Origin of the sequence: Idiomarina rhizosphaerae (assembly GCF_024159085.1) — a bacterium.
In the GTDB taxonomy this organism is placed as follows: Bacteria; Pseudomonadota; Gammaproteobacteria; order Enterobacterales; family Alteromonadaceae; genus Idiomarina; species Idiomarina rhizosphaerae.
Genome location: NZ_JAMZDE010000008.1, coordinates 536,392 through 559,825, shown reverse-complemented (window position 1 = coordinate 559,825; position 23,434 = coordinate 536,392). Strand labels below are relative to the sequence as shown.

At 48.0% G+C, this 23,434-nt stretch carries 22 protein-coding genes, 6 tRNA genes and 1 other annotated feature; of the genes, 12 read left to right on the top strand and 16 right to left on the bottom strand.

Going from position 1 to position 23,434, the window contains the following annotated elements; genetic code table 11:
- Positions 1-11: 11 nt before the first annotated feature.
- A complete protein-coding gene (locus NJR55_RS13025; protein WP_275978113.1) occupies positions 12-1,130 on the bottom strand; it encodes an S-(hydroxymethyl)glutathione dehydrogenase/class III alcohol dehydrogenase in 1,119 nt (372 codons plus the stop codon).
- A gap of 131 nt (positions 1,131-1,261) precedes the next feature.
- Here NJR55_RS13025 and NJR55_RS13020 point away from each other — a divergent pair, with 131 nt between their 5' ends.
- Entirely contained in the window at positions 1,262-2,131 is an 870-nt protein-coding gene (locus tag NJR55_RS13020) for a LysR family transcriptional regulator (RefSeq protein WP_253620330.1), read from the top strand.
- A 3-nt stretch (positions 2,132-2,134) separates the two neighbouring features.
- On the opposite strand, the gene NJR55_RS13015 is transcribed toward NJR55_RS13020, so the two are convergent.
- Both NJR55_RS13015 and NJR55_RS13010 read right to left on the bottom strand, forming a co-directional pair.
- A tRNA-Val gene (locus NJR55_RS13015) sits at positions 2,135-2,210 on the bottom strand.
- 35 nt (positions 2,211-2,245) lie between these two features.
- Positions 2,246-2,321, bottom strand: a tRNA-Val gene (locus NJR55_RS13010).
- A 192-nt stretch (positions 2,322-2,513) separates the two neighbouring features.
- On the opposite strand from NJR55_RS13010, the gene gltX reads away from it, so the two are divergent.
- From gltX to NJR55_RS12980, 6 genes are all read left to right on the top strand, one after another.
- Complete coding sequence (gltX, locus tag NJR55_RS13005; protein ID WP_253620329.1) at positions 2,514-3,920, top strand: glutamate--tRNA ligase; 1,407 nt, start codon at positions 2,514-2,516, stop codon at positions 3,918-3,920.
- A gap of 109 nt (positions 3,921-4,029) precedes the next feature.
- Complete coding sequence (can, locus tag NJR55_RS13000; RefSeq protein ID WP_253620328.1) at positions 4,030-4,680, top strand: carbonate dehydratase; 651 nt, start codon at positions 4,030-4,032, stop codon at positions 4,678-4,680.
- Positions 4,681-4,821: 141 nt separating this feature from the next.
- Positions 4,822-4,897 (top strand) — tRNA-Ala (locus NJR55_RS12995).
- Between the two features lie 47 nt (positions 4,898-4,944).
- Positions 4,945-5,020 (top strand) — tRNA-Glu (locus tag NJR55_RS12990).
- A gap of 33 nt (positions 5,021-5,053) precedes the next feature.
- A tRNA-Glu gene (locus NJR55_RS12985) sits at positions 5,054-5,129 on the top strand.
- Positions 5,130-5,164: 35 nt separating this feature from the next.
- Positions 5,165-5,240 (top strand) — tRNA-Glu (locus NJR55_RS12980).
- Between the two features lie 45 nt (positions 5,241-5,285).
- Here the strand turns inward: NJR55_RS12980 and NJR55_RS12975 are convergent.
- Entirely contained in the window at positions 5,286-5,903 is a 618-nt protein-coding gene (locus NJR55_RS12975; protein ID WP_253620327.1) for an arylesterase, read from the bottom strand.
- Between the two features lie 3 nt (positions 5,904-5,906).
- Here NJR55_RS12975 and NJR55_RS12970 point away from each other — a divergent pair, with 3 nt between their 5' ends.
- The 5 genes from NJR55_RS12970 to NJR55_RS12950 all read left to right on the top strand — a co-directional run bounded on the left by NJR55_RS12970 (position 5,907) and on the right by NJR55_RS12950 (position 11,655).
- Positions 5,907-6,587, top strand: coding sequence for an ABC transporter ATP-binding protein (locus tag NJR55_RS12970; protein WP_253620326.1), 681 nt, complete (start codon positions 5,907-5,909; stop codon positions 6,585-6,587).
- Positions 6,577-9,081, top strand: a complete 2,505-nt coding sequence (locus tag NJR55_RS12965; protein WP_253620325.1) for an ABC transporter permease — start codon at positions 6,577-6,579, stop codon at positions 9,079-9,081. Before NJR55_RS12970 ends, NJR55_RS12965 begins: the two co-directional genes overlap by 11 nt.
- A 22-nt stretch (positions 9,082-9,103) precedes the next feature.
- Positions 9,104-9,994 (top strand): TIGR01777 family oxidoreductase, encoded by an 891-nt coding sequence (locus NJR55_RS12960; RefSeq protein WP_253620324.1) that lies wholly within the window; start codon positions 9,104-9,106, stop codon positions 9,992-9,994.
- Positions 9,995-10,057: 63 nt separating this feature from the next.
- Positions 10,058-10,465, top strand: coding sequence for a septal ring lytic transglycosylase RlpA family protein (locus tag NJR55_RS12955; RefSeq protein ID WP_253620323.1), 408 nt, complete (start codon positions 10,058-10,060; stop codon positions 10,463-10,465).
- Between the two features lie 116 nt (positions 10,466-10,581).
- Positions 10,582-11,655, top strand: a complete 1,074-nt coding sequence (locus tag NJR55_RS12950; RefSeq protein ID WP_253620322.1) for an MBL fold metallo-hydrolase — start codon at positions 10,582-10,584, stop codon at positions 11,653-11,655.
- Positions 11,656-11,672: 17 nt separating this feature from the next.
- Here NJR55_RS12950 and NJR55_RS12945 read toward each other — a convergent pair whose 3' ends face one another.
- From NJR55_RS12945 to NJR55_RS12890, 12 genes are all read right to left on the bottom strand, one after another.
- Positions 11,673-12,293, bottom strand: a complete 621-nt coding sequence (locus NJR55_RS12945; RefSeq protein WP_253620321.1) for a thiol:disulfide interchange protein DsbA/DsbL — start codon at positions 12,291-12,293, stop codon at positions 11,673-11,675.
- Between the two features lie 66 nt (positions 12,294-12,359).
- Positions 12,360-13,487, bottom strand: coding sequence for a DSD1 family PLP-dependent enzyme (locus NJR55_RS12940; RefSeq protein WP_253620320.1), 1,128 nt, complete (start codon positions 13,485-13,487; stop codon positions 12,360-12,362).
- Positions 13,488-13,512: 25 nt separating this feature from the next.
- Positions 13,513-14,775, bottom strand: coding sequence for an MgtC/SapB family protein (locus tag NJR55_RS12935; RefSeq protein WP_253620319.1), 1,263 nt, complete (start codon positions 14,773-14,775; stop codon positions 13,513-13,515).
- Between the two features lie 41 nt (positions 14,776-14,816).
- Positions 14,817-15,665 carry an alpha/beta hydrolase family protein gene (locus NJR55_RS12930; protein WP_253620318.1) on the bottom strand — a complete coding sequence of 283 codons (849 nt, stop codon included), beginning with the start codon at positions 15,663-15,665 and terminating at the stop codon, positions 14,817-14,819.
- 18 nt (positions 15,666-15,683) lie between these two features.
- Positions 15,684-15,986: a YciI family protein gene (locus NJR55_RS12925; RefSeq protein ID WP_253620317.1), complete on the bottom strand. Its 303-nt coding sequence runs from the start codon at positions 15,984-15,986 to the stop codon at positions 15,684-15,686.
- Entirely contained in the window at positions 15,986-16,528 is a 543-nt protein-coding gene (locus NJR55_RS12920) for an inner membrane-spanning protein YciB (protein WP_253620316.1), read from the bottom strand. The genes NJR55_RS12925 and NJR55_RS12920 overlap by 1 nt, the downstream gene beginning before the upstream one ends.
- A gap of 20 nt (positions 16,529-16,548) precedes the next feature.
- A complete protein-coding gene (gene trpA / locus NJR55_RS12915) occupies positions 16,549-17,358 on the bottom strand; it encodes a tryptophan synthase subunit alpha (protein WP_253620315.1) in 810 nt (269 codons plus the stop codon).
- On the bottom strand, positions 17,355-18,578 hold the full coding sequence (gene trpB / locus NJR55_RS12910) for a tryptophan synthase subunit beta (protein WP_253620314.1): 1,224 nt from the start codon (positions 18,576-18,578) through the stop codon (positions 17,355-17,357). Before trpB ends, trpA begins: the two co-directional genes overlap by 4 nt.
- Positions 18,575-20,029, bottom strand: coding sequence for a bifunctional indole-3-glycerol-phosphate synthase TrpC/phosphoribosylanthranilate isomerase TrpF (gene trpCF / locus NJR55_RS12905; protein ID WP_253620313.1), 1,455 nt, complete (start codon positions 20,027-20,029; stop codon positions 18,575-18,577). Before trpCF ends, trpB begins: the two co-directional genes overlap by 4 nt.
- Positions 20,022-21,035: an anthranilate phosphoribosyltransferase gene (gene trpD / locus NJR55_RS12900; RefSeq protein ID WP_253620312.1), complete on the bottom strand. Its 1,014-nt coding sequence runs from the start codon at positions 21,033-21,035 to the stop codon at positions 20,022-20,024. The genes trpCF and trpD overlap by 8 nt, the downstream gene beginning before the upstream one ends.
- Entirely contained in the window at positions 21,032-21,667 is a 636-nt protein-coding gene (locus NJR55_RS12895) for an anthranilate synthase component II (RefSeq protein WP_153849988.1), read from the bottom strand. The genes trpD and NJR55_RS12895 overlap by 4 nt, the downstream gene beginning before the upstream one ends.
- Positions 21,667-23,265 (bottom strand): anthranilate synthase component 1, encoded by a 1,599-nt coding sequence (locus tag NJR55_RS12890; protein WP_253620311.1) that lies wholly within the window; start codon positions 23,263-23,265, stop codon positions 21,667-21,669. The genes NJR55_RS12895 and NJR55_RS12890 overlap by 1 nt, the downstream gene beginning before the upstream one ends.
- Positions 23,266-23,317: 52 nt before the next feature.
- Positions 23,318-23,422: a sequence feature (Trp leader region), on the bottom strand.
- Positions 23,423-23,434 lie beyond the last annotated feature (12 nt).

Below are 23,434 nucleotides of genomic sequence, written 5' to 3'. Positions count from 1 at the left end.
TACAGACTCCATTAATAATGAATAACTGAACGAATCGACTTACCTTCGTGCATTAAGTCGAACGCTTCGTTAATCTCTTCTAACGGCATGGTATGAGTTATAAAGGTGTCTAAATCAAATTTACCATCCATGTATTGTTTTACATAGTCAGGCAGTTCGGTACGGCCCTTAACGCCACCAAAGGCACTACCACGCCATACACGGCCAGTAACCAGCTGGAAAGGGCGGGTAGAGATTTCTTCGCCGGCGCCGGCAACACCAATAATTACGGATTCGCCCCAGCCTTTGTGGCAGCATTCTAACGCGGCGCGCATAACGTCAACGTTACCAATGCATTCAAACGAGAAGTCGACACCACCGTCAGTCATATCGACAATAACTTCCTGAATAGGCTTGTCGTGCTTGGTTGGGTTAACGAAGTCGGTTGCGCCTAACTCTTTTGCGATAGCTTGCTTGTCGTCGTTAACATCAATGGCAATAATGCGCGAAGCTTTTGCTTGCACAGCACCAATAATAACGGCCAGACCAATACCACCTAAACCAAATACAGCAACGGTATCGCCTTCCTGAACTTTAGCGGTGTTCTTGACGGCGCCCATGCCGGTGGTAACGCCACAACCTAACAGACAAACTTTCTCAAGCGGTGCTTCTTTTGGAATTTTAGCCAGTGAGATTTCTGGTAATACTGTGTATTCAGAAAAGGTTGAAGTGCCCATGTAGTGATAAATGGTTTCGCCGTCTTTTGAAAAGCGGCTGGTGCCGTCTGGCATTAAGCCTTTACCCTGAGTGGCACGAACGGCCTGACACAGGTTAGTTTTACCCGAGGTGCAGAATTTACACTCACCACATTCCGCGGTGTACAGAGGAATAACATGATCACCCACTTCAACTGAAGTAACACCTTCGCCAACGGATTCAACAATACCGCCACCCTCGTGACCTAACACAGAAGGGAAAATACCTTCAGGATCTTTACCGGAAAGTGTGTAAGCATCGGTATGGCAAACACCCGTTGCTATAATGCGAACCCGCACTTCACCTTTTTTCGGTGGTGCAACATCGATAATTTCTTCTTTCAGCGGTTCGCCCGGGCCCCAGGCAACCATGGCGCGTGACTTAATGGTTTCCATAATAATTCCTTATAGTCTTGGATTTTCATCTTATTAGGTAAAAGCGTAGCGTAAGTTTAACTTTTTCTCATTAGCAGGTAATCTACTGTTTTTACAAATTACTTTTTCATAAATGAAATAATGGGTGCGAAATGAAGCCATGGCAGGGAATTAGTGAGTTTGCGGCAGTGGCTGAGCAACAGAGCTTTACTGCGGCAGCCCGGCAACTAAGGCTATCTGTGGCGCAGGTTAGCCGTAATATAGCAGCGCTTGAGCACCGGCTGCAGATGCAACTGCTGTACCGCTCAACCCGCAGTGTCAGTTTAACGGAAGAAGGGAAGCTTTACTTGCCTCATTGTCAGCATCTGGTTGCCAGCTTAAGAGACGCTGACCAGGCCATTCAACAGCGAACACAGCAACCGCAGGGCCTCATTCGCATTACGGCACCGGTTTATTATGGTGAGCGTTTTATTGCACCTTTGTTGAATGACTTTTTACATATTTACCCCGAGTGCCGCCTGGATTTTCAGTTAACCAACGAGCAGGTCGATTTAATAGAAGGCAGCTACGACGTTGCTATTAGATTGGGGCAGTTGGGTAACCCGCGGTTACGGGCTAGAAAACTAGGCTCGCGCCGACATTTCGTAGTGGGGTCTCCTGCTTATTTTGAAGAGTTTGGTCGTCCGCAAGATATTAACGCACTGGATGCGCATCGCTGTTTTACCGGAACGGTCAGACAATGGCGTTTTCAGGTTGAGGATAAACTGGAAACGGTTCGTCCGGAATCCTATCTGCATTGCAATAATGGTCTGGCGCTTCGTGACGCCGCTATGAAAGGGCTGGGGTTGGCTATGCTGCCGGACTATTATGTAATGGACTCACTAGCTAACGGGCAGCTAGAAGAAGTATTAGCGGACTATCGACAGCCTGACGATGGTATATGGGCGTTGTATCCGGAAAACCGTCAGGTGATTCCAAAAGTACGGGTGTTGCTGGATTATTTATCAGAAAACTTGCGGTAAAAATGGTGGTTGCTACTGGGCTCGAACCAGTGACCCTCGCCTTGTAAGGGCGATGCTCTCCCAACTGAGCTAAGCAACCATCCTGAAGGTCTGCAATTGACGGAAGAAGAGAAGTGGTGGTTGCTACTGGGCTTGAACCAGTGACCCTCGCCTTGTAAGGGCGATGCTCTCCCAACTGAGCTAAGCAACCATTTTCTCTGTGACACTTCTGCGTCGTTGCGAGGTGGCATTATAGGGCGCAGATCTAAACTGTCAAATAAAAATTGCCAACTTGTGTTCGTTTGCTGACATTTTAATCATTTCGAATAGCAGATGCGTCAGGCGCTCAGTCTTGATAAACTTGCGCCTATAAAATTGACTGGTTTTAAAGAAAGGAACAAACATGAGTGTGGTAACGCGTTTTGCCCCCAGCCCGACTGGGTATTTGCATGTTGGTGGTGCCCGTACGGCATTGTATTCATGGTTAGTCGCAAAAGCGCAGGGCGGCGAGTTCGTACTGCGTATAGAAGATACTGACCGTGAACGTTCAACTCAGCCTGCTATTGATGCCATTTTAGAGGGTATGGAATGGTTGGGTTTAAGCTGGGATCGCGGACCTTATTATCAGACTCAGCGTTTTGAGCGCTATAAAGAGTTAATCGACAAGCTACTGGAAGAAGACAAAGCCTATAAATGCTATTGCTCGACCGAGCGCTTAGAAAAAATGCGTGAAGAGCAAATGGCTGCCGGTGAAAAGCCTCGCTACGATGGCCATTGTCGAGACAACCCGAATGTTGGCGGTGATAAGTACGTCATTCGTTTTCGTAATCCGCAAGAAGGTAGTGTTGCGTTTGATGACCATATTCGCGGGCGCATTGAATTCGCTAATACTGAACTGGATGATTTGATCATTGCCCGTACTGGCGGAACACCGACTTATAATTTCTGTGTGGTGGTTGATGACTGGGATATGGATATTACGCACGTGGTGCGTGGCGAAGACCATATTAATAACACCCCGCGTCAGATTAATATTTTAAAAGCTTTAGGCGCGCCGGTGCCTCAGTACGCTCATGTGTCGATGATTTTAGGTGACGATGGTAAGAAGCTGTCGAAACGTCATGGTGCAGTCAGCGTTATGCAATACCGTGACGACGGCTACGTACCTGAAGCGGTTGTAAATTACTTAGCGCGTTTAGGCTGGTCTCATGGTGACCAGGAAATATTCAGTCGTGAAGAGCTGGTGGAATACTTCAAGCTGGATGACGTGAATAAAGCAGCCTCTGCGTTTAATACCGAAAAGCTTAACTGGCTAAATCAGCACTACATGAAAACTCTGCCTGCAGAGCAAGTTGCACCGCAATTACAATGGCAGTTTGACCAAATTGGCGTGGACACAAGCAATGGCCCTGCGCTTGAGAAAGTTGTGTCGCTGCAGGCTGACCGGGTAAAAACCTTGAAAGAAATGGCATCCATCAGCCGTTACTTCTTTGAATCTGTTGATGAATTTGACGAAAAAGCGGCGAAAAAGCATTTACGCCTGGTAGCCAAAGAGCCACTGGTAAAAGCCAAGGAACTGCTCGGAGCAATTAATGACTGGAATGCTGCTACTATTCAGGCGGCAATTAACCAGACAGCAGCCGATTTGGATGTTGGTATGGGGAAAGTGGGCATGCCACTACGTGTTGCCGCGACTGGCGGCGGTAACTCTCCGTCACTAGATGTGACTCTGGAATTAATTCCACAGCAGACCGTTCTGGCGCGCATAGACCTGGCGTTAGAATTTATCTCTCAGAGAGAACAGGCTTAGCCTGACATTCATGTCAGGTAAGATGTGAATACAGGGTCGATGTAACCTGACATTTATGTCGGGTGAGATCTGTTCCTGACGTAGAACGTCAGGCTATTTGGAATAAATAATGGCAGATATAAAGCATTTGATTGCAAACAACAAAGAGTGGGCGGAGCAACAGGTAAAAAACGATCCTGATTTTTTCAAACGCTTAGTAGGGCAGCAATCCCCGCAATATCTATGGATAGGGTGTTCAGATAGTCGAGTGCCGGCGAACGAGATTGTGGGGATGGCTCCGGGGGAATTGTTTGTACACAGAAATGTCGCCAATCAAGTCATTCAGACTGATTTTAACTGCCTGTCGGTTATTCAGTTTGCTATTGAAGCGCTGAAAGTGCGCCATATTCTTGTGGTGGGTCATTACGGCTGTGGTGGTGTAAAAGCGGCACTTGAGAGTAAACCTCATGGGCTGGTAGATCACTGGTTGTATCCAATTCGTGATGTGTATCGTGAGCATGCAGAAGAGTTGGAACAATTGGGCGAGGCCGAGCAGATTGATCGCTTATGTGAACTGAACGTGATTGAACAGGTTAAAAACTTAGCCAAAACCAATATGGTGCAGGAAGCCTGGGACAAAGGCGAGTCACTGACAATACATGGCTGGGTTTACCGTTTAGATAATGGTTTGGTTAACGATATGAATGTGTCGGTTTCAAGTCGGGAAGGCATGGAGCAGGTGTATCACGTTTACCACCAAAAGCTCCCGAAAGGCGGTTAAAGTTAAGATTTGATGAATTACTGAGCAAACTGCCATAAAAACGTTCAAACAGAAGTATTTTTAGAAAAAATAGTTGACACATTAGCTCAGGTCACAATAGAATGCGCCCCGCTGTCAAGGCAGTCTGTGACTGTCAGGTGCGGGGCTATAGCTCAGCTGGGAGAGCGCTTGCATGGCATGCAAGAGGTCAGCGGTTCGATCCCGCTTAGCTCCACCAAGTTGTTTTGGTAAAGCACTATTTGGCAGTAAGTATTTGGTTGTTGCGTCCCCTTCGTCTAGTGGTCCAGGACACCGCCCTTTCACGGCGGTAACAGGGGTTCAAATCCCCTAGGGGACGCCATTCAAATACAAAAATGTAAAAAGTAATTTCTGCGTCCCCTTCGTCTAGTGGTCCAGGACACCGCCCTTTCACGGCGGTAACAGGGGTTCAAATCCCCTAGGGGACGCCATTACTTTTCAGCATATATTAAATTAAGTTCCATGGGTCCCCTTCGTCTAGTGGCCTAGGACACCGCCCTTTCACGGCGGTAACAGGGGTTCAAATCCCCTAGGGGACGCCACTTAAATCAACCGCCCGCAGGCGGTTTTTTTGTTTCTGACTTTCGCTACTTCGCCAACTTCAGTAAATAAGGCTCCAGAAAGTCTGCTATCTTCGGTTGGGCTTCCGCGGTGGGGTGAATGCCATCATCCTGTACATAATCTGGGTTGGTCGCTATTTGCTCCATAAAAAAGGGTATAAGCGTCACATTTTTTTCTTCTGCCACTTCCTCAAACATTTTCTGGAACTGTTCTGCAAAACGCTGGCCATAGTTTGGTGGCACCATAACCTGACTCAAACCGACTTTAACGCCTTGTTGCTGCGCCTGGTCGATGATTTGTTTCAAATTTGAACGAACTGTGTTTAGGTCGAACCCACGAAGTCCGTCATTACCACCCAGTTCAATAAATAATGCATCGGGTTTATGACGCTCTAAAACGCCTTCTAAGCGGCGCAAACCACCACGAGTGGTCTCGCCACTAATGCTGGCGTTAATGATGTTAATATCGGGATGAGAGCTCTCCCAGCGGCGATCTAACTCGGCAACCCAGGTTTGTTCCTGAGAAAGCCCATAACCGGCGCTTAAGCTGTCACCTAAAACGACAAGTGAGACATTTGCGGAAACGCTGCGTATAACCAACAACAGCGCTAAAAATAAACACGTTTTCAAAAGGAAATTTTTCATTTTATGCTCATTCAAGCTCAACAACTGGAAAAAACCGTAGACACCTCTGAGGGTCCATTACAGATTCTGCAGCCAATTAACGTCAGTATCAATGCCGGTGACACCGTAGCCATTGTCGGCGCTTCCGGTTCAGGTAAGTCGACGTTATTGTCACTACTGGCGGGTTTAGACCTCGCATCCTCCGGAGAGGTTCTTATAGAGAACGAAAAATTAAGCGAATTGGATGAGGAGCAGCGGGCAAAAGTTCGTGCTGACAAAGTCGGCTTCATTTTCCAGTCGTTCCTTCTGGTACCTAGCTTAAGTGCCTTAGAGAACGTTATGCTACCGGCGGAACTGGCCGGTCATAAAGGCGCAGAGAAAGAAGCCCGGGAACTGTTGGCGAAAGTGGGACTGGAAGATCGCTGGCACCATTACCCGAACCAGTTGTCTGGCGGTGAGCAGCAGCGCGTAGCGATTGCTAGGGCTTTTGTTGGACAGCCCAAAATTCTGTTTGCTGATGAGCCTACCGGTAACCTTGATGCGAAAACCGGCGGTAAAGTTGAGGAACTGCTTTTCGACTTAAACAAAGATTATGGCACCACACTTGTTGTGGTCACTCATGATCAGCGACTAGCAGAGCGGTGTCAGCGCGTGTTGCAAATGGAAGCAGGCCAGTTATCGGAGGCAGCTCAGGATGTGGCATAAGATTTCATTTCGTCTGTTAAAGCAGGAGCTGAGGCGCGGTGAACTGACCATTATGGCACTGGCTATTATTTTGTCGGTGACCGCAGTGCTTTCGTTGTCCATTTTCAGTGACCGTCTGCAAGCAGGACTAACTGAACGTAGCAGTGAGTTTCTGGCTGCTGACAGGGTATTAAGTTCCAGGCGCGATATTCCGCAGGAGTGGCTTGAGCAAGCCGGGCAAATGAACTTGAAAACAGCCTGGAAAGTGGTTTTCAATTCTATGGCTTTTGCTGACGGAAACATGACCCTGGTGGATGTTAAAGCGGTGAGTGAGGGGTATCCGTTACGCGGTGAGCTGGAAATAGCGGATCAACCTTTTGGGCAGGGTTACGTTGCCAGGGGGCTCCCTGCAGAAGGTGAAGCCTGGGTGGCGTCGCAACTCTTTCAGGCGCTACAGTTAGAGATTGGCGATGATATTGAAGTGGGCAACAGCAGCTTTAAAGTCACTAAGGTTGTTACGTATGAACCTGACGTTGGCTTTTCAGTTTTTACCGACAGTCCGAATGTATTGATTCGCCATTCACAGCTGGAAGAAACCGGCTTGATCCAGCCCGGTAGCCGGGTGCGCTTTAATGTGCTGATGGCAGGTGAAAGCAATGCCATAGACGCGTATGAAGACTGGCTCTTACCACGTTTGAATGACGATACACACAGCTGGCGCAGCATAGAAGATGGTGATAGTCCGTTGTCTCGCTCTCTAAACCGTGCTGAACGCTTTATGATGCTGGCCAGTTTGCTGGGTGTGGTTCTGGCGGCAACGGCTGTTGCGGTTGCTGCACAGCGTTACTGTCAGCGAAATTATGATGTGGTTGCTATATTCAAGACCTTAGGTGCCAGTCGTCAGCAAATTCGTCGTATTTTTATGCTGCACCTGTTGCTACTAACCGCAGCGAGTGTGGCCATAGGTATGGCGCTTGGCTGGGCTCTTCAGTATCTGGTTATTGAGTGGGTCGCACAGAAACTGGATGCGACCCTACCTCAGGCGGGCTGGCAGCCTTATGTTTTAGCCGGGGCTACAGGTGTTATCAGTGCCGTTATGTTTACTCTGTATCCGTTATTTCGGCTGGTCTCTATTCCGCCGTTGCGCGTCCTGCATCGTCAGTTAACGGCGGGTAACGCGGTGCGTTGGCTGCAATGGATACTAAGTGGCGGAACTATTTATGCACTGTTGGTTATTTACAGCCAGCAGTGGTGGTTGTCTACGGCCTTATTCGCAGGCGGCGCAGTTGCCGCTGTGCTACTTCTTGGATTAGGTCGGCTGTTTATTTCTGCCAGCCGCAAAGCCGGTATGCAGGCCGGCAGTAGCTGGCGCCTGGCTATGGCGGGTTTACAAAGAAGAGCAGCCGCCAACAGTGTGCAGATGCTCAGTTTTTCAACAGCCATTATGCTGCTGTTACTCGTTATTGTTTTGCGTAATGACCTGTTGGAGGACTGGAAAAGTCAATTGCCAGCAGATGCACCTAATTATTTTGCTATTAATATTGCCGAAGACAAAGTCGATGATATGCAGACCATGTTCGAGCGGGAGAACATTCCTTCGACGGATTTGTATCCCATTGTACCGGGGCGTTTAACCCATATTAATGGCGAGAAGCTACTTGATGAAGTCACCAAGGAAGACCGTGACGACAATGAAGCCGAGGGGCGCGAAGGTATAGGACGAGAGCTTTCACTGACCTGGCGAGATACTTTACCGCCCAATAATGAGCTTACAGCCGGCGAGTGGTGGGGGGATGATGCAGAACCTCAGGTTTCGGTCGAATTAAATGTGTCCGAACGACTGGATATAAAAGTTGGTGATGAACTACGCTTTAACTTAGGTGGCGAAGAGTTCACTGTGCCCGTGACCAGTTTACGTAAAGCTGACTGGAATACCTTGCAGCCGAACTTTTACATGATATTTAACACTTCGACACTGGAAGATTTTCCGGCAACTTACATTACAAGTTTCAGACTGGGTGAAGACCGGAAAGACGAATTGTACCAATTGTTTAAGCCGTTCCCGCAAACGTCGTTAATTGATCTGGATGCTATGATCAATCAGATTCGAGAGGTGATTGGACAGGTCAGTTTAGCCATTGTTTTTGTACTGGTGCTGGTCATTATTGCCGGAGCCTTAGTACTGGTAGCTCAAGTGCAGGCCAGTATGGAAGAACGGCAGAAAGAGCTGGTGATTTTACGCACGCTCGGAGCACCGGGTAAATTATTGAGTCGTAGTATTACTTATGAGTTTTTGGTACTTGGGGCAATTAGCGGGTTAATAGCAACCTTAGCAATGGAAGTTTCGCTATTTATATTGCAAAACCAGGTATTCAATATGACGCCAGTTATTCATTGGAAACTTTGGCTGTTAGGACCGGTGTTTGGTGCTGTTGTGGTGGCTGTTTTAGGTCGTTTATCCTGCCACCGGCTCATTCAGAGAAATACGGCGCAGCTAATACGTAAGCTGGCCTGATGGAACATAAAAGAGGTGACCGATGAACATTTTAATGACAGGTGGAACCGGGCTTATTGGCTCAGCGTTTATTCATAAGTACCAGGACACACATCAGTTTACGGTCACCACTCGCAACAAGGAAGGTGCGAGTAAAAAGTTGGGCGATAAAGTAACCTTGCTGTCTTCTATCGATGAAATTGCGGATATTGGTCAGTTTGATGCGATTATAAACTTACAGGGCGAAGGTATTGCTGATAAACGTTGGTCTGATTCCCGTAAGCAAGCCTTAAAAGACAGTCGTTGGCAGGTGACAGAAAAGCTTGCAGCCATGATTAATAAAGCAGAAAAGCCACCTAAAGCCTTTTTGAGTGGTTCAGCCATTGGCTATTATGGCCCGCGTGATGCGGAACCAGTTAATGAAGACAATGTTGCCGAACATAAGGACTTTGCTGTCACTTTGTGTCAGGAATGGGAGCGACGGGCTCTGGCTGCAGAGGGGACTACTCGCGTGGTTTTACTGCGTACCGGTGTCGTTTTGGCAAAAGGAGAGGGAGCATTAGCAAAAATGCTGCCGCCTTATAAGTTTGGTTTAGGTGGACCGTTGGGTAAGGGCAATCAGATGATGTCCTGGATACAGCTGGACGATATGATTCGTGCCATTCAGTATCTGTTGGAGCACGATAATTTGTCCGGGCCCGTTAATATGACGGCTCCGGGTCCTGTAACTAACGAAGCTTTTAGTCGTACTCTGGCATCGGTTATGAATAAACCTCACTTTATGAGAGTACCGGCGTTTGTCCTTAAGTTAGGCTTGGGTGAAATGTCGTCGATGCTACTTGAAGGGCAGGCTGTGGTGCCGGATAAGCTGCGCAATCACGGCTTTGAATTTGAGTATCCGACAGTGCGTGAAGCTTTTAAGGCAAGCGTGTAATTCTTTACACGTCTTTTTATTTTCTTAACGGACAGTGTTTTCGGAACTCAGTAAAATTGAGGAATGAAAACAAAAAAACAGTACCCACTTAAACGATTAACCCTTGGCGTTAGCATTTTTATGCTGGCGCTTACGGGGTGTACTTCAATTCCCGCTGAAAGTCCTCAAAACTTAGTGGGTACCAGCGAGTCCGGAAAGGCTTCTTACTACGCCATGAAGTATCAATTCAGAACAACGGCAAGCGGTGAGACTTATAACCACTTTTCCAGCACAGCCGCTCACCGAACCTTGCCGTTTGGAACTAAAGTGCGTGTCACCAATATTGCTAATAACAAAAGCGTTGTGGTCAAAATTAATGACCGCGGACCTTTTATTGACGGCAGAGTTATTGATTTGTCGCGTTCCGCTTTCGATAAAATAGCTGATCTTGATTTAGGTGTTATCAAAGTGACTACTGAGGTTATCAGGTAATATCAGAGCTCAGAATTTAGTGTTACAAAAACTAACAATTTAGCGCGTGATCTCTTAAAGCATTGATATTAGCCTTCTTGTTTTAATTTAACTGTGGAAGTGGGATGTCGGTGTCAATGTTTAGGACTTTAGTATCAGTAAATACTTTGGCATTGCTAACACTGGTATTAACAGGTTGTAGCTCGAATTCGGTAACAATAATTGAAGAGCAGCCTCAACTAATTAACAAGGAAACCGGCCGCTTTCAAAACATGGACGCGGGTGAGAAGAGCTATCCGTTAACCTGTAAACAAGATTGCTACAAGCCCCGTAGCGATATTCAGTGTGATGGCAATGATATTTGTCAGTACATTGGCAATAAGAAACTCGCTTCTCAAACGACAGACTTCTCTGTTAACTGGCTGGGTCATGCAGCCTTTGTTATTAAAACCCCAACCGGAGAAAGATTTTTAACGGATCCGGTATTTAATGACTTTGATTGGCCAATTAACTGGCTGTTTTCACTTGATGGTGGTGAACAGCGAGAAATGAATGTGGAGGCCACTCCAGAGCTTATTGCTGTCACGGATGCGGTATTGTACTCACATCTTCATTACGATCATTTTAATAAGAGTGATATCGAAACCATAGGGCGCAAGCCAGAATACTTAGTGCCTTTAAATGTGGCCGATCATTTTCCATCCATTGGAGCCAATATAACTGAACTAGGCTGGTTTTCTTCGAAGAAAATAGGTGACTCTCTGGTGACTGCTGTGCCTGCTCATCACTTTAGTAGCCGCACTTTCGTGCCATTTATTTACGAAGATAACAATAAAGACTCCTGGAGTGCCTGGTTGATAGAAAGCAAAGGGGAAACACTATTTTTCGCAGGAGATACTGGCTATTCAGAACACTTTAAAGCAATAAGTGAACGTTATGGTGATATTGATGTGTGTTTGTTGCCAATAGCGTCTTATTACAGTGAAGAGTCACCTGAATGGTACCGCTACGTTCATATGACCCCTGAAGATGCCCTGGCCGCGGCCGATGATCTCAACTGTAAAATATTTATCCCCTGGGGTTACGGCAACGCCAGCTGGGGAATGGGAGACTTATCATCTCACTCCCCACTAACCCGGTTTTTAAATATGGCAGAGAAAATTGGTACATCAGCTGAAATCGTGATTCTAAACGAAGGGGAAAGCTTGTAGCTTTCCCTTATATATTTTTATGAGGACTTGCTCATTAACTGCTCGATGACGAGTTTCAGATCACCTATAAGATCATCGCTGTCGCGAAACCCATTCATGAGAATTTTGTATTTGCCGTTCACAATCAATGTTGGAGTACCGGTAATATTTTTATCGCGGACGTCTTTTTCCATCTGTTTGGCGCGAGCTTTGACCGAAAAGCTATTAAACCCACGGTTAAACTCGCTTTCAGAAACGCCTGCCTGAACAAATATGTCTTTAATTTTTTCCTGTGTATTAATTGACTGGCGTTGTCCAAATTGCTGTTCGAAAATACGCTCGCTAATAGCTTGCTCTTTATTCAGCATTAAGGCCAATGAGTAAGCTTGAGTCATTTTGCTGCCCATGCCCGGTTTAGGGCTCAACCCTGAGGTGTGTGACTTCTTAAATGCTTCAGGAAAGGTAGCGGCAAGCTCTTTTGCGATGGGCTCAAAACGGTAACAAGCCATGCAATAAAAAGAGAAGTACTCAATAATTTCAGGCTCAGATGAAGCTGAGGTATCAAGAACTTCGTAGTGTTCATTTTCGCTAAACTCTTTAGCCTGCAATGTCACGGCCATAAATAGTGCACAAACTAACGTCGTGATTCTTACTAACATCGTGAACTCCTTTTCGTTGTTCTTGGGCATTGAAGTATTGCAAGTAATGATTTCAAGAACAAGTAGTTACCAGCCAGTAATGCGTTGCCAGGTGTTATGCGAACCATCACTCATTAGCATGTGGTAAACCGGATGCATGGCCGCAGTGGCACAGGCGTGGTTGGGCATAATACGTAGCTGATGACCAACGGGAAAGTCTTCTAATTGGTAAGCGTCGCTTAACTCTATAACGCCATGCTCTTGCGAAGTACTATTAACACAAAGGTCATCAAGAACAGAACCGTCTATTTTGCATACTTGTCCATAGCCAAAGTCCTGGCTCTGGGCTGCCGTGCCACGGTCGCGGGACAGGGCCATCCAGCCGCTGTCGGTTAGCAGCCAATTCTTCTCTTTGTTGTGGCCAATGACTGTTGTGACCACCGACATGGCTATATCAGAAAAGTCGCATACACCAATGTTTTTCATTACCAGATCAAAAGTGGTATAAACGCCGGCTCTGACTTCACCAATGTCACTAAAGTCCTCGCCAAAATGAGCTGTCGGCGTTGAACCAACACTGGTCATAGCGCAGTGAATACCGGCGGTTTTCAGGTTGTTTCGTGCAATTCGAACGGCATCGCATTCTTGTTTGGCGAAGGTTTTTAACTCTTGCTCCGTATTGCAGGCGTATGAGCCCCCGGCATGGGTCATTAAGCCGGTAAAATGTGAGCCTAAAGCTTTGGCAATAGTGATTAGTTGAGGAGCCTGAGGCTTAATGCCACCGCGGTGGTCGTCACTGTCTATTTCAATAAAAACGGAAAAGTCTTGCCCGGACTCGCCCGCAAAATCAATAACCGCTTGTGCCTGCGTCATATTATCTAAAAGAATATGCAGGTTAATACCTTGCTGCCTTAGTGCAGCTACCCGCTTTAGCTTTGCCGGTGCTATGCCGACGGCATAAAGTAAATCGGTATAGCCCGCCTTCGCGTAAGCCTCTGCTTCGGCCAATGTGGATACTGTGGCCGGAGCACTCTTACTATCGAGTAGATACTCAGCCGACTCCAGAGTACGCAGGGTTTTTAAATGTGGGCGTAAATGACTTCCCAGTGACTCAACCCGTTGCTTAAGATAGCTAATGTTACTCTTCAATTTAGCTTCATCGATGAGCAAATAAGGTGTGTCCGGTTGTGATATCCAGTCAGGAGCGGATTTCATAGTTGTTGTCCTGCGTTTGTGATAACTAAAACTGCCAAAAGGCGTAAAGCAAGCCAGGAATAACGCTTAAAATCATGTAAACAGCGTAACGATAGTGCAATTTAATGCCGGCGACAGAAGCGAACATAATGCCTTTAAGCAGAGTATTACTGACACAGGCTAAGATAATTCCCGTAGCGGCTACCTGGAGCGAGAGTTCGCTCTGAGCTGAGCGTGACAGTGACAAGGTAATAGCGTCAACATCCATCAGACCGGATATTATAGCAAGGCCGTATATCCCGGCATCACCAAACCAGTTTTTCATTCCCTCAGCCAATAACAAAATAACAGCTAATAAAATACCAAACTGGATGGCGGTGGTTAGTTGTAGTGGGTTATTGATGGTTATCTCTCCGGTTTCGGGAGGAGGTGTGCGTCTTTGTTGTCTGTACATGAGAGCCATGACAGTTAATAACCCAGCGAACATAAGAAGAATAGGCGGCCACAATAATGGTAAAAGTTCACGGTTAACCACAAAGACCTCAATAAGAACACGTGGGAACATAATGCTACAGGCGAGCAGCATACCGCTGACGTAAATGACGCTCTGAAAATTCTTTTTTGCAAAACGAGCCATAGTTAAGGTAACCGCGGTGGATGATGCGAAGCCTCCGGCGATTGCGGTGATTAAAGTGCCGCGCCTCTCTCCCAACAGTTGGGTAAACAGGTAACCAATAAAAGACAGCCCCGAAATTAAAACTACCATCCACCAGAGCCAGTAGGGGTTTAATGCCTGCCAGGGGCCGTACCCTTCATTTGGCAGCAAAGGCAGGACAACCACAGATATCAGCAGTAAGGTAATACCTGAGTAAAAAGTCTTTGGTGAAATGCGCTTAAGCAACTTGTGCAGGCTTTTTTTATGGCCAAGAAGCGCAACCACTACCGCGCCGCAACTGAGCGCCGGTAGTGGGTCGCCGGAGGCTGCCCAAATTGCCAGCGCAAAAGTCAGCAGCATTGAGAATTCGGTGGTAATACCCGGGTCATCGGAGAGCTTGCTATGACTTATATAAGACGAGGCAATGAGTATGGCCACAACAATGAACCCGGTAACGATAAGCCAGACGCCCCATTGTTGAGCTAAAATAGCAAAAACACCACCACTAAGACCTATTAAACTGAAGGTTCGTACGCCGGCAACACGCGTGCCGTCATCACTGTCCCTGCCGCTCCAGCCGCGCTCAATGCCTATCATCAAGCCCAATGCCAGAGCTGCCAGTAAGGATAATGCCAGTTCCATTTGGTAGTGCATTGCGAAGCGTCCTTATTAATTACACTGACTAAATAACGACTTTAATTGACCTGCAGTACGTCTAGCAAGCTTTTACGCCACAGAGATTCTTTGAATTGACTGCGAAAAAAGTTGAAGTGACCAATACCTTTACTCTCAGTCATTTCTGGACTCAGGTCTTTTAATACCTTGTTTGCGTTAGGGTAGTGCGCGAGCAGGTTTTCGATATTGGAGCGTTGCAGCAACTCGTCGTCAGTAATATGAAAGGCGCTGATTGGTGCCGAAAATGCTTTATACCGGTCCTTCTGCTCCGTGCTGATGTTATCAAACAAATAGTCCTTACTGCGGCACCAACGACTCCATTGCTTCATGGCGGTCGCTGGCATATCGCCGACCATATTTAAACGTTTGCCCGGGAAGTAACCGGCAATGGGTGTGCTAATAGGGGCAGCAAAATACCAGAGTAACCAAGATGTCCAACGAACTTGTTTGCTGGCTTTCAGCCAATAACCGGTACCGCTGGCTATGGTGATCATTTTGTCAATTTTGCTGCTATTGTGTGCCATGGCGACAATTTGCCCGCCCAGGCTGTGCGCTAGCCAAATGAGCGGCTCCCCCCTTTGGCGGGACTGTGCGTAATCAATCACGGCGGTAATATCGAGCTCGGCCCATTCGATAATGTCAGACTTAATTTGTTTCAGCGGCTTATCAACTGACTGGCCAATACCGTAGTAGTCAAAAGTAATGACCCGGTAACCTTGATCGCTGAGCCATCGAGCTATGGGCTGATAAAAACGTTGTTTCACACCTAACGCCGCAGCTATAACAATTGTGGCCTTAGCGCTCGATTCTGGCTCAAAGCGGACACAGTGCAGGTAGCGATTATTGGCGGTGAGTTCGACGCTCTGCATAGTCACTGATTAACTTGGTTAGTTCGGTAAAACGGCGTTAAATGGCTTAACCGTTGATTTTTTATAGACACCGGCTTGCCAGTAGGGGTCGTCGTTAGCCCATTGCTCTGCTTCTTCCAGACTCTCAAATTCAGCGATGACGACAGAGCCGGTAAAACCAAGCACGCCCGGGTCCAGCTCCGCGATGGCCGGGCAGGGGCCAGCTACCAGCAGACGGCCGTCATTTTGTAACGCTTTTAAACGTTCAAGATGAGCAGGACGCGCCTGCTTACGACCTTCGAGGGAATTCTCATGGTCTTCCGCAAAAATAACAAACCACATCAGTCCTGAGTCTCCTCATCAATGGCGTGATGGTACATATAGAATCCGGTGCCAACTGTGAATACGAGTGAAATACCCAGTATGCCAAAGACTTTAAAATTAACCCATGCCTCCTGGCTCCAGAATTCCGCAATGTAAAGATTCACTGCTGCCAGTGCCAGGCAGAATATGATCCAAGCATAGGTTAAGCGTAACCAGGCAGTATCTGGCAGCTTTATATCTTTCCCCATCATTGCCTGAATTGGGCTGCGCTTTTTCCATATTAAGCCGCCTAAAAGCATTAGCGCTATGGCGACATACACAACAGACACTTTCATTTTGATGAACCAGTCGTCACGCAGTAACAGCGTGACGGCACCAAAGACCATAACAACCGCCAGGATGACCCAGTGGCGAGTAGTTATAGGTTGCTTGAGGAGTTTAAGACCCAGTAGTTGTAATACGGTACCGGCCATTAATACGCCAGTCGCAACGTAAATATCCGCTAGTTTGTAAAACACAAAAAAGGCGATTATGGGTAAATATTCTAACAACAGGGCCATTAACTACTCCGGAGGCAACTCTATGACAATTGGGTTGCGGCCTTCATGCCTTTTACAAAAGCCTTTAAGTCCGCTACTTGCTGCGCGTTATTGTCGAGGTTTTTCTCGATAAGCGCAACCACAGCCGAACCACTAATGGCACCGTCTGCGCCTGCTGCTAACGCTCGCTGAACGTGTTCGGGCCGCGAAATGCCAAACCCAAGCAACGTCGGCGGGGCACCGGCTTCTTTCAGTTTATTAATCAGTTCCGAAGCGGGGGCCTGCATTTGTGTATCAGCACCGGTAACCCCGGATCGACTCAGTAGGTAGACATAGCCGGCACATTGTTTAGCGATATCAACTAACAGCGCATCACTGGCATCTGGCGGCGCAATAAACACCGCCTCAATTCCAATTTCTTTGGCTATGTCGGTGAAGCGTTTTGCTTCTTTTGTAGGAACGTCGGCAATAAGCACGGAATCTACGCCTGCATCTTTCATTTGTTGGTAAAAGTTGCGAACACCTTTCGCGTAGATTAAATTTGCGTAAACCAATAAACCTATCGGTATCTGTGGTGAGTAGTCTCTAACTTCCTTTAAAATCTCTAAAATATGCTTAAAAGTTGTTCCAGACTCTAAGGCTCGTAAATTTGCCCGCTGGATCATGGGGCCATCGGCAACCGGGTCTGAAAATGGCAGGCCGAGTTCCAGTGCATCGGCACCGCCATCAATAAGAGCCTTGATAACTTCCACACTTTGCCCGGGAGTTGGGTCACCAAGCGTGACAAAAGGAACGAAGGCACCCTGGTTATTAGCTTTTAATTGTGCGAAACAGGTTTCATACCGGCTCATTTTTGTTCTCCTTTCGCGCTAACTTCAGCATTTTCCTGAGCACTAAAAATACGGCGTACATGGTCAATGTCTTTGTCGCCGCGGCCGGATAAGTTAAGTAATAGTATTTCCGGAGCGTCCGGTTCAGCGGCCCGTTTGAGCGCGTAAGCCAGCGCATGGGCCGGTTCCAGCGCAGGAATAATACCTTCATGGCGGGAGAGCAGTTTAAAGGCTTCCAGTGCTTCTTCATCGGTTACTGATTCGTATCGCGCCCGACCAATAGCTTTTAAATGCGCATGTTGAGGGCCCACGCCGGGGTAATCCAGACCGGCTGATACTGAATAGGACTCCTCAATTTGTCCTTCGTCGTTCTGCATTAGAAACGACAGGCAACCATGCAAAATTCCGGGTTTACCCGCAGCCAGTGTGGCGCCGTGCTGCTTGGTTTCCACGCCCTTGCCCGCAGGCTCAACACCTACTAAATCAACACCTTCCTCGTCGATAAAGTCGGCGAACATGCCAATAGCGTTGGAGCCGCCGCCGACACAGGCAATAACTTCGTCGGGCAAGCGACCCGCTTGCTCTATAATCTGGGCTTTAGCTTCTTCGCCAATCATGCGGTGAAATTCACGCACTATAGTCGGGAAGGGGTGTGCGCCCGCAGCTGTCCCTAATAAATAATGGGTGTTGGGGTAACTTGCAGTCCAGTCACGCAGAGCTTCATTGACGGCATCTTTTAGGGTACCGCTGCCGGTATCCACCGGTACCACTTTTGCGCCCATTAATTCCATACGGAAGACATTGGGCTGCTGGCGCTCAACGTCCTTTTTACCCATATAAATAATGCATTCCAGGTCCAGCAGGGCACAGGCAAGGGCTGTTGCGGTGCCGTGCTGTCCGGCGCCGGTTTCGGCGATAATGCGGGTTTTGCCCATGCGCTTAGCCAGTAACGCTTGTCCCAGCACCTGGTTGGTTTTGTGAGCGCCGCCATGAAGTAAGTCTTCACGTTTAAGGTAAATTTTGGTTTTATTCGGGCTGTTCAGCGGCAGATTGCGACATAGGCTCAATGGTGTTGGCCTGCCCAAATAATTTTTCAGTAATCCGCGAAACTCAGCCTGAAATTCCTCGTCCTGCTGCGCATCAATAAAGGCCTGTTCTAACTGCTCTAATGCGGGTAGTAAGATCTCAGGAACGAACTGGCCGCCGAAATCGCCAAAATAAGCGGGTAATGACTGACTCATACAGCCTCCTGTTGGGTATGCTTCTCTGATATTTTGTTTGACGAAAATCGGCCGTAGTGGCGGATTTTCGTGAATGTTTGAGCTACTTTTTGGCTATTTTTAATGCCAGGTTTCCATTCGGCTTGAGAGTTAATGTCCACTCCGGCAAAGCCTAACTCTATTGCACTGCTAATACTGTCGGGGCCAATGCCTCCGGCTAACAGACAGCGTTGACGCTCCTCTGTACTTAATGGTTCCAGCAACTTCCAGTTAAAAGCCTTGCCGCTGCCGCCACCGCGGTTATCCAGAACAAAAGCGTCAACCGGAAGGTCCGGCAGTTGTGCCGAGCTTTCAATAGCTAAGGCTTTCCATATTTTTACTGTTTCCAGATCGGCCTGACGCAATTGCTGACGTAACTGAACAACATAATCGATATCTTCATGGCCGTGCAGTTGAATAGCAGAGAGCCCTATATTTTTAGCCGTATCGATTACGCTTTTTAATGGTTGATCAGCAAAAACACCAACATACTCAAGCCTGTTTGCTTCAGCCGTTATTTGCTTTGCCTGCTTCGTTGTCACACAACGAGGCGAGCGTTCAACAAATATCAGTCCTCCGAATACCGCACCCTGAGAACGTGCGTTTACGGCATCCTCTGCACGAGTCAGGCCGCAAACCTTATTTTGCCCATAAAGCAGTTTGCGACAGGCTAAATCAACGTCCGGCTGGGCGCTTAAAGCGCTGCCAATAAGAAAGCCATTAACGTAAGGCGCAACCCGGCGAATGTCGGCGTGTTCCGAAAAACCAGATTCAGCAATAAGTAATGCATTTTTCGGTGCCAGCGGCGCTAACTGCGCACTGCGATTCTGGTCAATGCTCAAGTCTGTTAAATCGCGATGGTTAATACCAATAATATTCGCGCCCAGTTTTGCCGCACGTTTCATTTCTTCTTCGTTGGCAACTTCGGTTAGTACATCCATCGCAAGTGACTCAGCGATATCGCGCAGGGCGATATATTGCGCATCATCGAGGACTGATAACATAAGCAAAATAGCGTCCGCACCAAAGTAGCGGGCGCGGTAAACTTGCTCTTCATCAATAAAAAAGTCTTTGCATAAAACTGGCTGGGTAACCTGCCGGCGCACGGCTGTCAGATAATCTAACCGGCCCTGAAAAAACTCAGGCTCGGTTAATACGGAAATAGCTGCGGCATAAGGCTGGTAGCTTTTTGCCAGTTGCGGTGCGTCAAAGTCAGCACGAATTAAACCTTTTGAGGGAGAGGCTTTTTTACACTCCAGAATAAAGCCTGCCTGCTCACCGCTTAATGCTTCATATAAGCTACGGTCACTGGTGCTCAGTTGAGACTTTATTTCACTCAACGGCATCAGTTCAGCCTGGGCTTTGTTTTGCTCAACTTTGCGCTCAACGATGGTTTTAAGCACGTTATTTTTTAAGTTAATGGTCTCAGACATGGTACGTCTCCTGAGCATCCTGAACCCGACGTAAATGCAAGAGTGCCTGGCCGGTGTCCAAATGCTCCAGTGTTGCTGCGGTTGCGGCTTTCATATCGTTGTATTGTCCACTTAAATACAGCAAAGCGGCAACGTTCATTGCAACCGAGTGGCGCTGAGCCGGGCTACCGCCTCCGGCAAGAATGTCTTCCAGAATACGGGCGTTAAAGTCAGCGTCGCCACCTTTAAGTTCGCTCAGAGGAGCTGTCGGCACACCGAAATCATCTGGTGTCATCTGGTAATCGGTAAGTTTTCCGTCGCGTAATTCAATAACCCGTGTGGGGCCGTGCAGAGCCAGTTCATCCAGCCCGCTTCCGTGTACGACCATAGCACGTTTAACACCCAGTCGTTGCAGGGTTTCAGCCATGGGTCTTACCCATTCCTCGCTATAAACACCGAGCAGTTGAGCATCAGGACGCGCTGGGTTAACTAAAGGACCAATCAGGTTGAATAAGGTGCGTGTTTTCAGCGTTTGTCTTACCGGCATCGCATGTTTAATGCCCGGGTGATAATGCGGAGCAAACAAAAAGCAAAAGCCGTTATCGGCCAATTGGGCAGAGGCATCGGAAGGATCCAGATTAACGCGAAGTTTGAGTGCCTCGAGTACATCGGCGGATCCTGAACGCGATGAGACACTGCGGTTACCATGTTTGGCTACAGCCAGACCCATACTGGCGGCAACTAAAGCAGCTGTCGTAGAAATATTGATGGTGTTGCTGCCATCGCCGCCGGTACCGCAACTGTCAATGACCGTGGTGTCCGGGCGTAAAAAAGGCTTCGCTGCGGATAATATGGCTTCCGCGGCGCCAGCTAGTTCAGCGGGCGTTTCGCCTCGCATTTTCATCGCGATAAGTGCGGCGGATACCTGAATGTCGTTGAGCTCGCCTTTAATTAAGCGCTGGAAAAACTCACGGGTTTGATCTTGTGTCAGAGACTCACCAGACATCAGAGTTTGTAGGGCTTTCATGGCTTTGCTCCTGTTAATAAGTACTGAATACTGTTGCTAAGTAATTGTTTTCCCTTTGGCGTTAGAAGCGATTCAGGGTGAAACTGAAAACCAATGGCATTGGTGTTGTTTTCTTCTTTACCGAAGAATTCAGCCGCCATAGGAATACTACCGTCGGGGCCATCCAAACTGGCAATTATGCTCACTGTGGAGGGCAAGTCATAACCGCTAAGCGAGTGGTAACGAGCAACAACGCATTGATTGTTGTCTGTCGCGCTGACAAACACCGGGTGTGGCACGGTGTCTATTTTTGCGGTTTTGCCATGAACAATCTCACCACAGGTATCCACGCGGCCACCGGCGTGTTCAATGAGCGCCTGAAAGCCGAGGCAAATACCCAGCATGGGTATGCGACCACTGCAGTATCGGATCACTTCCATTAAGTTGCCTGCGTTTGCCGGGTGCCCGGGCCCGGGTGAGAGGCAGACCAATTGAGGGCCACTGTAACTTTCCAGCTGTTCGATCACATCGGCTGCTGCCAGCTGGTTACGATAAACGACCAGAGGGAAGCCTAACTGGCGCAACTCATCTACCAGGTTGTACGAGAACGAGTCGACGTTATCTATCAGTACGATACGAGCTGACTGAGTCATTATACCGCCTCCGTTGTTGGCAACTTGTGAGCCTGCTGAATTGCCAGAATAACTGCCTTAGCTTTGTTCTCGGTTTCGGCAACTTCGCTGGCCGGATCTGAGTCGTGCACCACGCCAGCACCGGCTTGCACTATGGCTAGGTTGTTCTTAACAAAAGCGGAGCGAATAACAATACAGGTATCCATGTCGCCATTCCCGGCCAGATACCCAACAGCGCCGCCGTAGCTGCCGCGGCGTTGTTTTTCTACCTGACGAATAAGCGTTGCAGCGCTTACCTTCGGCGCACCAACCAGAGTGCCCATGTTCATACAGGCGCGGTACGCATGCAGCGCATCACAGTCGTTTCGTAATTTTGCCACCACACGTGACACCAGGTGCATCACGTGAGAATAGCGGTCAACCTGCAGCAAATCAGCAACGTAGCGGGTACCGGTTTCGCTAATACGAGCTAAATCGTTACGGGCTAAATCAACCAACATTAAATGTTCTGCCAGTTCTTTTTGGTCCAGGCGCAGCTCGAGTTCCATGCGGCTGTCTAAGTCTGGATTAATACTACCGTCGGCGCTCTTACCACGGGGGCGAGTGCCGGCAATAGGGTAAAGCTCTACCTGGTTGGTGGCCTGCTGATATTTCAATGCGGACTCAGGTGAGGCACCGAACAGACAAAAATCTGGGTGACTCATAAAAAACATGTAGGGCGAGGGGTTATTCTTCTTCAACTGCTGGTAAGCGGCTAACGGGTCAGGGCAGGGCATTTTAAAACGTCGGGACGGCACCACCTGAAAAATATCGCCCGCGACAATGTTTTCTTTTAGTTGGGTTACGATGCGTGCAAATTCTTCTGCTGAGGGCGTAGCTGTCACTTTTACATCAACTGGCTGCGGCTGAGACTTTATTACCGGCAACTGACAGCGTGCGGCCAGTTCTCCAACCCGCTGGCTCATGGTCTGATAACGTTGGTCGTGACCTTTACCGCTGAATACACTGCCAAGCAGCTCAGTGGTTTGCTGTTGGTGATCAATAATTAGCAAGGTTTCCGCCAGATAAAAGACGTAGTCCGGGCAGTTATTCTCGCCTTCATCAACCTCTGGTAATTGCTCGTAGCTGGCGACAAAATCGTAAGCAAAAGCACCACCGAGAAAAACCGAAAATGGATGCTGTTTTGCCGTTTCGTTGGTTTTATTGAGCTTTTGTTGGAGCAGTCGCAACGGCTCCATATTGCTGATTTGACGTAAGCGGGAGTCTTCATCAAGCGGTGTATTTTCCGCACTGAAAGTTAACCTCAGTTGTTCAGGCGTTCTTTCAATGGCGGCGCTATCTTTCAGTTGTTCTTCAATCCAGGGAAGCAGAACAGCCCCGTTGTCGGTCAGGGCAATAATAGTGACTTCTCGGTCGTTACAGGTAATTCGCAACGCCGCATCAATTAGTAGCAGGCTCTTTACTTGTTGCTTGGTGCCGATATCGGCTGAGTCCAGCAGTAAATGCTCACCTTGTGTGCTACAAGTATTCTGAAATACTTGTAGTGGCTCCGCCTGATAAGGCAGCGACACTCGCAGTGTTTCTAAATTGCCGTTTTGTTCAGTTGTCAGGTTTTTCACCTCAGACCTCGTTTTCTCTTGTTGTTTTTCAAACCTGCTCCAGTGAAACGGCAATAAAAAACCCGCTCAAAGGAGCGGGTTTCTCAAAGTGAAGCTAATTACGTTACACGCACAACTACACCACCCGCTCGTTTGGGAAGTGCCACCACCAATGTTGGGTTGTTGTACG